We start from the raw sequence: 13,727 nt of genomic DNA, 5'->3' as shown, positions 1-13,727 counted from the left end.
CCTGGAACCAGCAGAAGAGGCCGACGGCGCTGACCCGCCGGGCGCCAGCCGCTCAGGCGGGCACCTGCTCGACGTCGTAGGCGTCGGTCTCGGGGTCGCCGAGCAGCGAGGCGGGCCGCGTGTCGCGCTCACCGGCCGCGTCGACCTCGTCCGAGCCGTCGAGGACGACGCCGTTCTCGTCGACGTTGTCCGGGCGGCCGTTACCGGCCATCTCGGCGACCGCGTCGCGGACGTCGGGGTCGGAGGTGCGGTCGTGGCCGAGCGCCGCGGCCCGGCTGATCCGCTCGAAGGCGGCCCGACCCCACGACAGGTCGTGCCCGACGTGGTCGGCGTCGATCTCGGCCGAGGTGCGCTGCTGGCCGTCGGTGCCGAGGTACTGCTTGATCGAGAGGTTGCCCTCGACCACGACCGGCTGGCCCTTGTGCAGCGAGGCGGCCACGTTGGCGGCCAGCGCGTTGAAGACGATGACGGAGTAGAAGCTCGTGTCGAGGTCGACGAACTTGCCGTCGGCCGTGCGGCGGAAGGGCGTCGTGGCGATGCGGAAGGTCGTGAAGACGTGGCCGCTGCGGCCGAGCCGCTCGACGGGGTCGCTGACGACGTTGCCGTGGACGGTGACGCGGGTCTCGTTCATGGGCGGTGCTCCCTGCTCGGGTCCGGCCCTCGGGCCGGCTCGGTGTCGGCGGGCGGCGGCTGCCACCCGCGACCACCGTGCCGTGCCGGGAAGGAGCCCGCCCAGAGGTGACGTGCCACCTGTGGACGAGCCCCGCTGCGAGACAGGGGGTGTGGACGAGCCACCCGGAGAAGCACCCGAAGAGCCCACCCGGGCAGGCGCGACCGGCGTCAGCGAGTCGCCGCGTCCAGGTGCTCGCGGGTGTCCCGATGGCGCGCCAGCACCTGGTCGACCGGCACGAGGACCCGGTCGTCGGCGACGGCCGCGACCGCGTCGGTGAGGCGCCGCGCGACGACCTTCCGGCGACGCCGAGCCCCCACCTGCGCCCAGGCCCGCGACAGTGCACCGAGCACGAGCCCGAGGACGACACCCCCGAGCAGCAGCACGAGCGGCAGCGGCAGCACCCAGAGTGTCGGAACTTCGGGGCGCGGCAGCGCGAGCAGGCCCATGACCCAGAGCACCGCGTACCAGAGCAGACCCCCGAGGGCCGCGAGCCCGAAGACCCACTGGAGGGTGTCGACGACGAACCACCAGATGCGGCGGCGGTCCTGCAGCGGGGTGTCGATCATGGCGCGGTCGAGCGCGTCGGCCAGGCCCTCCTCGCCCTGCCGCACCGAGTCCTCGACGGCCGTGGCCCACCGGACGGGCAGCTCGTCGGCCGCATCCCGCACGAAGGAGCGGGTCGCGAGGTCGACCGCCGAGACGGCCGCCGCGGTGGGCGCCGGGATCGAGGAGCGACCGAGTGCCGCACGCACGTCCTCGCCGCCGATCTCCACGGAGATCGGACGGGCCCCGGCGCGGTCGAGGCGCAGCCGGCGGATCGGGTCGGGCGTCAGGGCGCGGCCCCACCGGGCGTAGAGCCACGCGGTGTGGCCGAAGGCCGCACGTCGGTGGTCGCGTTCGACGGCGTCGAGGACGATCGGCACACCCGCGGCCCGCGCGAGCGACGCGTCGAGCTCGGCGCGTGGGAGACGGCCGACGTCGGGCTCGTGGTCGGCGACACCGCGCCGCAGCGTCGTGGCCGCGGCGACGACGTCGGCGCTGAGTCGCTGGCGGGCCGCGGCGTGGCCGGCGACGACGTTGGCGATGCGCTGGGCGAGCTCGTCGACGCCCTGACCGGTGACGGTCGAGGTGGCGAGGACGGCCGGGCGCGTGACGCCGTCGGCCTCGAGCAGCTTGGCGAGGTCGGCGGTGAGGGTCGCGGTGGCGTCCTTCGGGAGACGGTCGACCTGGTTGAGCACCCCGAGCGTCACGGCGTCGTGGTGCGACAGGTGGGCGACGAACTCGTCGTGCAGCCGGGCGTCGGCGTACTTCTGCGGGTCGGTGACCCAGACGAAGACGTCGACGAGGCCGAGGATGCGCTCGGCCTCCTCGCGGTGGGCCTGCTCACGCGAGTCGAAGTCGGGCAGGTCGAGCAGGACGAGCCCGTCGAGCGAGCCGACGACACCGGCCAGGGCCGGGGGGCCGGCCTCCGCGGACGCGTCAGATCCCTTGTCGCCCAGGGCATCCGGACCGGACGGCTGGTCCTTGTCGCCACCAACGCCGGCGGCGGCACCGACGCCGTGGCGGGCCTTGACGCCGAGCCAGTCGAGCAGCCGCGTGGCGTCGGCGTCGCCCCAGATGGCAGCCGTCGGCTTGGACGTCGTCGGCCGGCGCGCACCGATCGTCGCGACCTCGGCACCGACGAGGGCGTTGAAGAGCGAGGACTTGCCGCTGCCCGTGGCGCCCGCGAGGGCCACGACCGTGTGGTCGGCGCCGATGCCGGAGCGCTCGACGGCGCGGTCGACGACGCGTCGGGCGCGCTCGGACTCGGCGGGGTCGAGCTGCTCGCCGCCGGACAGTATCGCCCGGGACAGCTCTGTGGTGCGGGTGCCGAGCTCGGCGGCGCTGACGCGGGCCACCTGGGCGCGGCCCATCCGGATGGGGCTCATCGGGCCTCCTGGACGGCCGCGGCCGCCCGGCGCAGCGCGGTGGCGTGGTCGGTCTCCGGCTGCACGGTGCTGACGGCTCCTTCGAAACGGGTCTGCTCGGCGGCGTACAGCGCCTCGACGCGCTCGACGAGCTGCTCGCGGGCCTTGCGGGCGAGGTCGCGCACGGCCTGGTCGCCGAACACGGCCTCGAGCAGCTTCTGCCCGACGACGGCCGTGCCACCGGCGATGCCGACCTCGGCTCCGGTGATGCCGGCGGTGCTGGCGAACGTCACGAGCATGAGGAGCACCCCGAGCCCGTTGACGCCGTAGGCCATGATCCGCGCGGTGGTGCGCCGGTCGCGCCCCTCGTCGCGCACCATGGCGAGGATGTCGCCCTGCCAGTCACGCACGAGGCGGGCGATGCGGTCCTCGACGTCGGGGGTCGACCGCTTGAGGCCGGGGTGCGTGGAGAGCAGCTGCTCCCCACCGGGCAGCGCGTGCCAGGCCCGGGTGGCGGTGCGGGCGGCCACCTCGGCGCGGTCGGCGACGAGGGTCGCGACGCCCGACTGGAGGGCCTCACCGAGCTCGTCGGCCTTGGCCGGGCCGCCCTTGAGGAAGGCGGCGAAGCGGTCACGGACCCGCGAGACCGTCGACTCGACCTGGCGGAAGAACTCCCCCGTGCCGACGAACTCCTGCCAGCGGGCGAGGACCTCCCCGCGCAGGAGCGTGCCGTCGGTGACGGCGTCGCGGACGGCGTCGACCGCCTGGCCGTAGGCGCTCGACGCGGCGTCGGCGAGGGTGCGGGCGGCGTCGCGCTGGGCGTCGGTGGCGCTGACGACGGCGTCGACGCGGCCGGTGAGCACGTCGAGGGCGCCGTCGAGGGTCTGGCGCACGACGGCGGCCCGCGACGGCGCGTCGCCGGCGAGCGCGGCGAGCCAGCCCTTGAGCCGGTCGGTCTGGTCGTCGGGCAGCAGCCCGTCGTGCAGCGGCGACTCGACGATGGTGAAGATCGGTGCCGTGCCGAGGCCCTGCTCGCGCAGCATCGAGGCGAGGTGGGTGCGGATGTCGTCGACGGCGTCGGCGGCGACGCGGTCGAGGACGATCGCCACGGACGCTCCACGCTCGGACGCCTCGCGCAGCAGCACCCACGGCACGGCGTCGGCGTAGCGGGAGGCCGTCGTGACGAAGATCCAGAGGTCGGCGGCGGCGAGCAGCTGGCCGGCGAGCTCGCGGTTGGCCTCGACGACGCTGTCGACGTCGGGCGCGTCGATGACCGCCAGGCCCGCGGTGACGGCGTCGGTCGCCACGAGGCGCAGCGCGCCGGGACCGTCGGAGGCGTTGTGCCGCCCGGTGATCCGGGCGAGGCTCGGCAGGATGCGCGGCCCGGCGAACCACCGCTCGTCGTCGGGGTGGTGCACGAGCACGGGCGAGCGCGTCGTCGGGCGCAGGATGCCGGGCAGGGTGACCTCGCGGCCCACGAGGGAGTTGACGAGCGTCGACTTGCCGGCGCCGGTGGAGCCGCCGACGACGGCGAGCAGCGGGGCGTCGATCGAGGCGACGCGCGGGATGACGTAGTCGTCGAGCTGGGCGAGCAGGCCCCGGCGCGTCAGGCGCGCGGCGTCGGCGCCCGGGAGGTCGAGCGGGAAGGTGACGTCGTCGACGGCAGCACGCAGCGCACCCACCGCCGAGAGAAGGCGGGCGCGACCCACCCCTGACTCACCTGCCACGACCCAATCCTCCCGTGTCACGCCATCACATCCAAACCGGACGAACGGCGTGTTTCGGACGCGCGTCGCAGTTTTCCCCGGCTGCGGACGCGCGACCGCTCGGCCGCGGTCGGGTCCGTACCCGTTCGGCGCCCCCGGCAGGACTCGAACCTGCGACCAAGAGATTAGAAGGCTCTTGCTCTATCCGCTGAGCTACAGGGGCAGAGCCCGTTGCGGGCGCCGTCCAATGATAGGCATCCGCCGGGCCGGTCCCGACGCGCGCGCGCCGCTCAGGTGACGGGCGAGCCGACGAACGCGCGGCGGTGCGCCGTGATCGCCTCGAGCAGGACGAGCTCGCGGCCCTGGGCGTCGGGTTCGGCGGTGCCGTGCACGAGCCGGGAGCGCAGCAGGGCAAGGTCGCTCGCGCTGTCCTGGAAGGCCTCCATCGACCGCTTCGCCGGCCGGCCGCCGGTCTGCCGAGCCCACTGCCGCGCGGCCCGGCGCAGCCGCAGCTGCGAGAGCATCGTGACCTCGGCGTGGGTCAGCCAGCCGGCGTCGGCGTACGGCGAGAGGTACTGGCCGATGAGCCGGCCCTCGCGACGGCGCAGCCACACGAGGAAGCCGACGAACGCGAGGAAGAGCGGCACCTGGTAGGTGGCGTAGGCCTCGAAGAAGCCCTTCATGCCGGCAAGCGCCGACAGGTTCCACAGCCCGTGCAGCACCATGGCGCACACCCAGCCGCCGACGACGGCGAGGACGCGGGTGGCCGGCCGCCGGGCTGACACGGCGATGCCGATGCCGATGCCGGTGAGGGACGTGAAGAGCGGGTGCCCGAAGGGGCCCATCAGCCCGCGCACGAGGAAGGTGGCGGTCAGCCCCTCGTTGCCGAACTCGTTGTAGGCCTGGCCGAGATAGAGGATGTTCTCGCTGAACGCGAAGCCCGCGCCGATGAGGCCGGCGTAGACGATGCCGTCGATGATGCCGTCGAACTCGCGGCGCCGGAACAGGAAGATGAGCAGGATGCCGAGGCCCTTGAGGGTCTCCTCGACGACCGGCGCGAGGTAGACGGCACCGGTCGCGAGCGGGTCGGTCCACCGCGCCTCGACGAGAAGCTGGAGGCCGAACGTGTTGAGGAAGAAGGCACCGACGACGGCGACGAGAGCGCCCCAGAGGAAGGCGAACACGAGGTAGCGCGTCGGCTCGGCCTCGTACCGGTCGAGCCAGAGGTAGGTCGGCACGATGACGAGCACCGGGACGACCGCCATGAGCGCCGACGTGATGATGACCTGCGCGGTGAGCCGCTCGCCGAGGATGCCGACGAGGACGAGCAGGCACACGAGGAACACGGAGGCCACGACGCCGATCGTCAGCACCGAGCGCAGCACCGGCCGACGCGTCGGGTTGCGGGCCGCGCTCCACTGCGCCGCACCGCCGCTCGCACCCGGCCCCGCCGGACTCGCCTGTCCCGTCGTCACGCTCTCCGTCACGCTCTCCGTCACGTCCCCTGCCACGTCCCCTGTCACGTCCCCTGAGGTCATGGCCGAAGGCTAGTGCAGGGCCCCGCGCGGGCGCGGGCGCGAACACCGCGGTGGTCGCGCGCGCCCAGCCTCTATGGTGGTCCGGTGAGCGAGACGAACCACCGCGCCATCGCGGACCGCATCATCTGGGTCGACTGCGAGATGACCGGGCTGTCCCTGCAGTCGGACGCCCTCGTCGAGGTGGCCGCCCTCGTCACGGACTTCGAGCTGAACCAGCTCGGTGAGGGCGTCGACGTCGTGATCCGCCCGCCCGACGAGGCGCTGTCCCAGATGGACGACTTCGTCCGTGACATGCACACGACGTCCGGCCTCATCGACGAGCTGGCCGGCGGCGTCACGCTGAAGCAGGCCGAGGACCTCGTCCTCGACTACGTGCGGACCTTCGTGCCCGAGCCGCGCAAGGCCCCGCTCGGGGGCAACACCGTGGCCACGGACCGCGGCTTCCTCGCGCGCGACATGCCCGACCTCGAGCAGTACATGCACTACCGGATCATCGACGTCAGCTCGATCAAGGAGCTGTCCCGGCGCTGGTACCCGCGCGTGTACTTCAACGCGCCGAAGAAGTCGGGCGGGCACCGTGCGCTCGCCGACATCCGTGAGTCGATCGCCGAGCTGCGCTACTACCGCCAGGCCGTGTTCGTCCCGCAGCCGGGCCCGGACAGTGCGACGGCGAAGGCGCTCGCGCAGCCGCACGTCATCGAGCACTGACGCGTCGCTCACCCCGCCGCCACCGCTCTCGAGGCTGGTCACGAGCACCCCTTGGGGCCGTGTACGATTGGCGTCGCTGTCCACGACGCCGAGCCCCCGGGCCCGGCTCGCGGCTTGCATGGTGGGTGTAGCTCAGCTGGTAGAGCACCTGGTTGTGGTCCAGGTGGCCGCGGGTTCAAGTCCCGTCACTCACCCCAGTCCCGCAGCACGAACGAAGGCCCCGCACCATCGGTGCGGGGCCTTCGTCATGTCCCGGACGCGTCAGCCCCCCACGCGTCGTTCCGGGACGCGTCAGCGCTTGCAGAGCCGGCGCAGCGCGGCGAGGTCGTCGCGGACCATGACGCCGATGTCGGCACGACGCGCTGCCTGCTCCGCCGAGGCCGGCGACGCCACGGCGACGCGGTAGGCCGCGAGGTCGTCCGCGAGGTTCTGGGTCGGCTCGCGCACGTCGTCGGAGGTCGTCGAGCGCGCGACGGCGGCGGCTCGCCCGCGCGCCCCGCTCGCCGCATCGGGCCCGGCGCCGGGCGCCGTCCCTGCGACGGCAGCGGACAGGACCGTGCCCATCGAGGCGCAGTCGGACACGAGCGACGAGACGGGCGGAGGGCCGGTGCTGCGCGACGGCACGGTGCCGGCGTCGCTGGTCGCGCCGTTCGCGACGACGACCGTCGCCAGGGCGACGCCGATCGCCACGGCGACCCCGGCCACGGGGTGACGGCGACGCAGGGCTGCTGCTGTCGGGCTCATGGCGTGCTCCCGGTCGAGGCGGTGGGTTGGTACTCGTAGGCGCCGCGGTCGTCGTAGCTGCGCACCCCGACCCCGGTGTTCGCGGTGGCGGGGTCGTCGACGCGCGGCTGCCCGGCCGCGTCGGTCGCGAGGTGACCGGGCGCCCCCGAGTTCGCCGAGTCGATCGCGGGCGAGCCGGGCTGGAGGGTGAACACCCCTGCGGACGGATTCGCGAAGCGGGGGGCCGCCTGCAGGCCACGCGGTTCCTGTCCGCTCGCGGACCGGAAGGCCGACAGCGAGGTGTAGGAGGTCGACCCCCACACCATCATCGTGCCGGCGACGCTGAGGTTGACGAGGTCGAAGTCGACGCTCGTGCCGAGCTGGGAGGTCGCGTCGACCCGGATGTTGCCACGCGTCCTCGGGCACTTGAACGTCCCGCCCGCGCCGTCCGGGCACCCGATCGCGTTGTCGACGGCGACGTTGTCGGCGATGGTGTAGCCGGCGGTCGTCCCCGAGGCGACCCCCTCGAGGTTGATGCCAGCGGAGACGTTGGCGTAGACGGTGTTGCCGACGACCGAGCCGCCGGTGACCCCGTAATTGTCGATGCCGTGGTCGCCGGTCAGGCAGCCGGCCGTGTTGCCGGTGGGTGGCGCACTGCAGTTGCTCTGGACCGTCGTCGTGAACCCCATGTTGTGGTAGCTGACGTTGTCGACGACGGTGTTGCGATCGCCACCGGGATAGGACTGGATGCCGGAGTCCTCGTTGTCGTGGACGCGGTTGCCCCTGACGACGTTGCCCGGCGCGCGCAGGTCGATGCCGACGGCGTTTCGCACGTAGCCGTAGGCGTTCCAGGAGCTCTCGTTGCCGACGACCTGGTTGCCGGTGGAGCCGTTGGTCAGGAAGAGGCCGGACGCCGAGTTGTTCGTCACGAGGTTGCCGCTGACGACCGAGCCGGTCATCGCGTTGAGGTACATCCCGTAGGCCGTGGACCCCGACACCCGCTGGCCCGAGGTGCGCACGGTGTTGCCCGTCAGCGTCACGCCCGTCGCGTTGTAGACGTAGATGCCGTCCCTCGGGGAGTTCTGGATCGTGAAGCCGGACACCGTGATCCAGCTCTGGTTGGAGATCGTGAAGCCGTGCTTGGCACCGGAGATGGTGACCGCGGCCCCGGGCGCCGGCTGGAACACGATGGGAGAGCCCGAGGTGCCCGAGTGCCACGGGAACACCTCGTCGGTGTACGTGCCGCTCGAGACGAGCACGGTCTGGCCGGCGACCGCGACCTTGGCGGCCTTCGCGATGGTGCAGTACGGCACGCTCGCGGTTCCGGTACCCGCGTCGGAGCAGCCCGCACCGCCGACGTAGAGGGTCGTGACGGCGCCGTCGGCGGCCCCGAGCGGCACCGCCGCGAGCCCGAGACCTGCGACGAGGACGCCGGCTGCCAGGGCCGCGCTCCGTCGAGGTGTTCGCGTGTGGTCGAGAGCCGCTGGAGCCATCGCCGGAACCCCGTTTCCGTCCGTCGTGCGTCGTGCCCGTCCAGTGTGGACAGGAGCGCCGGCGCTGCCCCCGGCCGGGTGCCCGAGGTCGACGTACGTCACGTGCTGTACTCCCCCGCGGTGCCTCCGCGGAACCCGCGGCCCCACCCGGGGCCGGGGTGGTCAGGCGCCGCGGAAGAGGTCGGCCTCGAAGCGGTAGGCGTCGCCGCGGTAGGTGTTGCGGCCGACGAGGACCGGTGTGCCCGCGGCCGTGTAGGCGATCTCGTCGCCGATGAGGACGGCGGCGCCGACTCGGGTGCCGAGCAGGGCTGCGGTGTCGGCGTCTGCGACGTCGGCCATGAGCGTGTAGGCGCTGCGGTGGATCGTGACGTCGCACCGCTCGCGCAGCTGCTCGTAGAGGGAGGCGTCGGTGAGGTCGGCAGTGGCGAGCGCGGGGGCGCGCTGCTCGGGCAGCACGACGACGTCGAAGCAGACCGGGGTGCCGTCCATCCCTCGCAGACGGTCGATCTCGATGACGGGCGACGCCGGGGCGATGTGCAGCTTGCCGGCCTCCTCGAGCGTGGCGGCCCGGACCTGCTGACGCAGCACGCGGGCGGTCGGCGTCAGGCCGCGGGCCCGAGCCATCTCGGTGAAGGACTGCAGCGTGCTCGGCGGCTCGCCCACGACCTGGCGGGGCACGAACCAGCCGCGCTGAGCCGAGCGCTGGAGGGCGCCGTCGGCCTCGAGGCGGGCGAGGGCGAGGCGCAGCGTCGCCCGGCTGACGCCGAGCTCGACGGCGAGGTCGCGCTCGCCGGGCAGGCGGGCGCCCGCGGCGAACCGGCCGACCGTGAGGTCGTGCCGCAGCTGCTCGTACGCCTGGTCCGGGGCGCGGGAGATCGTCACGTCGCGCACTGTACCAGTTTCACATTCTGAGCAACCAGATATACCGACTGGTTTTAACTGGACTAACTGGATCAATCGCGTCTACGGTGAGCGCCATTGCAGCGCCATCTCGACACATCTCGACGCATCTCGACACAACGGAGTGAAAGATGATCGTTCACCGCGCACGCGTGGTCCGCACGTTCGCCGTCGCCGCTGCCCTGGCCGCGGTCGTGACCGGCTGCACGCCGGGCACCGGCGGCCCGAGCACGAGCACCGCACCGAAGAACGTCTCGACCGACGTCGCCGCCGCCGGCAAGGTGACCCTCAAGCTGACCGACTTCTGGGGCTCGGCCGAAGGGAAGTGGATCGACCGCGTCGTGGCGGACTTCGAGAAGAAGTACCCGAACGTGACGATCAAGCGCACGTCCGCCGACTGGGGCCAGCTCAACTCCACCCTCAACCTGCAGCTGCAGGACGACGGCGGGCCCGACATCGCCAGCGCCAACAACGGCTGGCAGTCCCTCGGCACCCTGGCCAAGGGCCACCTCGTGCTCGACCTCGACGGCTACGCCAAGGCCTACGGCTGGGACTCGAGGGTCCCCACGACGATCGCCCGGCAGAACAAGTTCACGACCGACTTCGCGACGATGGGCTCGGGCTCGTGGTTCGCCACGCCGATGGCCCGCACCTCGCTCATCGGGCTCTACTACAACGCCGACAAGCTGAAGAAGCTGGGCCTCCAGCCACCCAAGACCCTCGCCGACCTCGAGTCGGCCGCCGCCACGGCGAAGGCCGCCGGCGAGGTGCCCTTCGAGTACGGCAGCCTCGACGGCTCGACGTCCGCCCTGCTCGGGGTGCAGGCGGTGCTCGCCGACAAGGGCAAGCTCAACGACTACATCTACGACTCGCCGAACGTGAAGGCCGGCGACGTCGCAATGACCCAGGCCGTCGAGACGGTCAAGAAGTGGGCCGACGCGGGTTACTACCCGAAGAACTTCGCCGGCATCGACTACCAGACCGCGGTGTCGAAGTTCGTCGGCGGCGAGGGCGTCTTCCGCTGGGAGTACACCGGTTCGCTCGGCCTCGACGCCAACCAGCAGAAGCACTTCGGCTACGTCCAGCTGCCGCAGTCCAGCGGCACCGCCAGCGTCGGCGTCGGTGCGGCGCCCGGGGCGATGGTCGTGTCGGCCAAGTGCGCCCACCCCGACGTCGCCGCCGCGTTCCTCGACTACCTCATGTCGCCGGAGGCCGCCCAGACCGCGGCCGACCTCGGCCTCGTGCCCGCCCTGTCGAAGGACGTCACGGTGTCCTCCGACTCGATGAGCCTGAGCGGCGAGTCCGCCGGCGCCGCCGCCCTCGACGGCGACGACGGCTACGTGCCCTACTTCGACTGGTCCAGCCCCACGATGCTCGACACGCTCGGGCAGAACCTCCAGCTCGTCTACGCCGGCAAGATGAGCACCGCTGACTACACCAAGGCGGTCGACGCCGACCGCGACGCGTTCCTTGCGGGGAAGGGCTGATCGTGCCCACCGCCCGACCCGCACCGACCCCGCCGCCCGTGCGGGTGCGGCGCCGCTCCCCGCGGCGCCGCACCCGCTGGGTCGGTCTCGGGTTCGCGGCGCTGCCGCTGGCCCTCTACGGCCTGGTCGTCATCGTGCCGCTCGCCCAGTCGGTCCAGTACTCGTTCTTCAAGTGGGACGGCGTCAGCGTCGCCACGTGGGTCGGCCTCGACAACTACGCCACCTTCCTCACCGACCCGGTGCTCCGCTCGACCTTCAGCCACGTCCTCGTCCTCATCTGCTTCTTCTCGCTCCTGCCGATCGCCCTCGGGCTCCTCTCGGCGGCGATGCTGACGCGTTCGAAGCAGCCGGGCATGGCCGTGTTCCGGTGGATCTTCTTCCTGCCGCAGGTCATGACGAGCGTCGTCATCGCCCTGGTCTTCAAGCGGATCTACGCCCCCGACGGGCCGCTCAACGCGCTGCTCAGCGCGCTCGGCCTCGACGTCCTGACGCGTACCTGGCTCGCCGACTTCACGTGGGCGCTGCCCGCGCTCGGCCTCATCGGCACGTGGGTGACGTTCGGCTTCTGCATGGTCCTGTTCATCGCCGGCACGTCCTCGATCGCGCCGGAGCTCTACGAGGCGGCGCGCGTCGACGGAGCCGGCCCGGTGCGGGAGTTCTTCGCGGTGACCCTGCCGGGCCTGCGCGGCCAGATCGCCGTGGCCCTGACGCTGACGATCACCGCCTCGCTGCGCACCTTCGACCTCGTGTGGATCACGACGCACGGCGGCCCCGGCACCTCGACGCTGACGCCCGCGGTCGCCCTGTACAAGGCGGCCTTCCAGAACCCGCAGGTCGGCCTCGCCGCCGCCATCGGCGTCGTCATGGCGGTGCTCTGCCTCGCCATCGCCGTCGTCATCACCCGCATCTCGGAGAGGGACTGACATGGTCGCGGGGTCCGAACGCCTCTTCAACTACGCGGTGCTGGCCGTCATGGCCGTCGTCGTGCTCTTCCCCATCGGCTCCTTCGTGCTCGCGGCCCTGAGTCCCGACCGCTCGGGCCGCCCCGTGGGGCTGTCCCAGCTGCAGTGGGGCAACTTCGCGACGGCCTGGCGCGACGCCGACTTCTCGCACGCCATGGTGGTCTCGCTCGTCATCGCCGTGTGCGTCGTCGTCGGCCAGGTGCTGCTGGCCCTCCTCGGCGGCTTCGCCTTCGGTGTCCTCGGCGTCGCCGGCGAGCGCGTCCTGTTCCCCGTCGTGCTGCTCGGCATGATGGTCTCGACCGAGGCGATCATCGTGCCGCTCTACTACCAGTTCCGGATCCTCGGGCTGACGAACACCCTGCCCGGCATCATCCTCATCAACCTCGGCATGGGGGTCCCGTTCGGCATCTTCTGGATGCGGGCCGCCTTCCGGGCGCTGCCCGCCTCGACGTTCGAGTCGGCCGAGCTCGACGGCGCCGGGCCGCTGCAGATGCTGCGCTTCCTCGCCACGCCGATGGTGCGCCCGGCCATCCACACGCTCGTGCTGCTCAGCTTCATGTGGACGTGGAACGACTACTTCCTCTCGCTCGTGTTCCTCCACGGCCAGAACCAGACCGCGACCGTGGCGCTCGGGGTGTTCCAGGGCAAGTTCGTCACCCAGATCAACCTCATGGCCGCCGGCGGCCTCGTCGTCGCGGCACCGGTCCTGCTGCTCTACGTCGTCTTCCAGCGCAAGTTCATCTCCGGGATGCTCGCAGGGGCGATCAAGGAGTGAACCGGCATGCGCCAGGAGCGACCACACGTGAGAACCACCCGTCCGACCGACCTGCCCCAGGGGGAGCCGTGTCCCTTCGTCCCATCGTCCTGCCGGACGCCGACGCCGTCGGGGACGCCGTCGCCTCCACGGTCCTCGAGCGTCTCGAGGCCTCAAGCGAGGGCGACTTCCTCCTCGGCTGCCCCGGCGGTCGGACCGCCGAACCGACCTACCGCGCCCTGGCCCGGCGCGTCGCGGCGGGCGCCGACGTGTCGCGCCTCGTCGTCGTCATGATGGACGAGTACGTGGTTCTCGACGCCGATGGTGTCGCCCGCCCCGTCGACCCGGCGCTGTCGTACTCGTGCCGCGGCTTCGCCGAGCGGCAGATCCTCGCCCCGCTCGCCGACGCGGCCCGCCGGGCGGGAACCACGGCGCCGACGCGTGTCTGGGTGCCCGACCCGGTCGACCCGCTGGCCTACGACGAGCGCATCGAGGCGGCGGGCGGGATCGACCTGTTCCTCCTCGCCTCCGGCGCCAGCGACGGCCACATCGCCTTCAACCAGCCCGGCACCGACCGCGAGTCCCGCTCGCACGTCACGCCGCTCGGTGAGGCGACCCGCCGCGACAACATGTCGACCTTCCCCGAGCTGACGCGTCTGGAGCTCGTGCCGACGCACGGCGTCACGGTCGGTGTCGACACCATCGCCGCCCAGTCGCGGGAGGTCGTCATGATCGTGTGCGGCGACCACAAGCGCGAGGCCTTCGAGCGCATCGCGGCCGCCGACGGCTACGAGCCCGACTGGCCGGCGACCATCGCCGTCGAGTGCAAGAACCCCGCGCTCGTCGCCGACCGGGCAGCCGCGGGCACCTAGCCGG

Annotated in this window: 12 protein-coding genes and 2 tRNA genes; 6 read left to right on the top strand and 8 right to left on the bottom strand. The window is 72.4% G+C overall.

All coding sequences use genetic code 11. The annotated features are described in order from the left end of the window. Positions 1–52: 52 nt before the first annotated feature. From RY076_RS15335 to RY076_RS15315, 5 genes are all read right to left on the bottom strand, one after another. On the bottom strand, positions 53–631 hold the full coding sequence (locus RY076_RS15335) for a single-stranded DNA-binding protein (protein ID WP_323099566.1): 579 nt from the start codon (positions 629–631) through the stop codon (positions 53–55). A 209-nt stretch (positions 632–840) separates the two neighbouring features. Next, complete coding sequence (locus tag RY076_RS15330; RefSeq protein WP_323099564.1) at positions 841–2,601, bottom strand: GTPase; 1,761 nt, start codon at positions 2,599–2,601, stop codon at positions 841–843. Then, complete coding sequence (locus RY076_RS15325; protein WP_323099562.1) at positions 2,598–4,307, bottom strand: dynamin family protein; 1,710 nt, start codon at positions 4,305–4,307, stop codon at positions 2,598–2,600. Before RY076_RS15325 ends, RY076_RS15330 begins: the two co-directional genes overlap by 4 nt. Positions 4,308–4,436: 129 nt before the next feature. Continuing rightward, a tRNA-Arg gene (locus RY076_RS15320) sits at positions 4,437–4,509 on the bottom strand. A 67-nt stretch (positions 4,510–4,576) separates the two neighbouring features. Next, positions 4,577–5,761, bottom strand: a complete 1,185-nt coding sequence (locus RY076_RS15315) for a PrsW family intramembrane metalloprotease (RefSeq protein WP_323099560.1) — start codon at positions 5,759–5,761, stop codon at positions 4,577–4,579. Positions 5,762–5,908: 147 nt separating this feature from the next. Between RY076_RS15315 and orn the strand changes: the two genes are divergently transcribed. Both orn and RY076_RS15305 read left to right on the top strand, forming a co-directional pair. Continuing rightward, positions 5,909–6,532 (top strand): oligoribonuclease, encoded by a 624-nt coding sequence (orn, locus tag RY076_RS15310; RefSeq protein WP_323099558.1) that lies wholly within the window; start codon positions 5,909–5,911, stop codon positions 6,530–6,532. Between the two features lie 121 nt (positions 6,533–6,653). After that, positions 6,654–6,729 (top strand) — tRNA-His (locus RY076_RS15305). A gap of 94 nt (positions 6,730–6,823) precedes the next feature. On the opposite strand, the gene RY076_RS15300 is transcribed toward RY076_RS15305, so the two are convergent. From RY076_RS15300 to RY076_RS15290, 3 genes are all read right to left on the bottom strand, one after another. Next, complete coding sequence (locus RY076_RS15300; protein ID WP_323099556.1) at positions 6,824–7,276, bottom strand: hypothetical protein; 453 nt, start codon at positions 7,274–7,276, stop codon at positions 6,824–6,826. After that, entirely contained in the window at positions 7,273–8,748 is a 1,476-nt protein-coding gene (locus RY076_RS15295; protein WP_323099554.1) for a right-handed parallel beta-helix repeat-containing protein, read from the bottom strand. Before RY076_RS15295 ends, RY076_RS15300 begins: the two co-directional genes overlap by 4 nt. Before the next feature lie 162 nt (positions 8,749–8,910). Continuing rightward, complete coding sequence (locus RY076_RS15290) at positions 8,911–9,630, bottom strand: GntR family transcriptional regulator (protein ID WP_323099552.1); 720 nt, start codon at positions 9,628–9,630, stop codon at positions 8,911–8,913. Positions 9,631–9,779: 149 nt separating this feature from the next. Between RY076_RS15290 and RY076_RS15285 the strand changes: the two genes are divergently transcribed. The 4 genes from RY076_RS15285 (at position 9,780) to RY076_RS15270 (ending at position 13,723) form a co-directional block, all read left to right on the top strand. Next, entirely contained in the window at positions 9,780–11,135 is a 1,356-nt protein-coding gene (locus RY076_RS15285) for an ABC transporter substrate-binding protein (protein ID WP_323099551.1), read from the top strand. Between the two features lie 2 nt (positions 11,136–11,137). Continuing rightward, a complete protein-coding gene (locus RY076_RS15280; protein ID WP_323099550.1) occupies positions 11,138–12,058 on the top strand; it encodes a carbohydrate ABC transporter permease in 921 nt (306 codons plus the stop codon). A gap of 1 nt (position 12,059) precedes the next feature. After that, positions 12,060–12,872, top strand: coding sequence for a carbohydrate ABC transporter permease (locus RY076_RS15275; RefSeq protein ID WP_323099549.1), 813 nt, complete (start codon positions 12,060–12,062; stop codon positions 12,870–12,872). 68 nt (positions 12,873–12,940) lie between these two features. Continuing rightward, the gene (locus RY076_RS15270; protein ID WP_323099548.1) at positions 12,941–13,723 is read left to right on the top strand and encodes a 6-phosphogluconolactonase; all 783 of its coding nucleotides are present in this window, start codon (positions 12,941–12,943) and stop codon (positions 13,721–13,723) included. The last annotated feature ends 4 nt before the right edge of the window (positions 13,724–13,727 follow it).

Origin of the sequence: Intrasporangium zincisolvens, assembly GCF_034724055.1 — a bacterium.
In the GTDB taxonomy this organism is placed as follows: Bacteria; Actinomycetota; Actinomycetes; order Actinomycetales; family Dermatophilaceae; genus Monashia; species Monashia zincisolvens.
The sequence above is the reverse complement of the archived record's forward strand: the minus strand, read 5'-3'. Positions and strand labels throughout refer to the sequence as shown.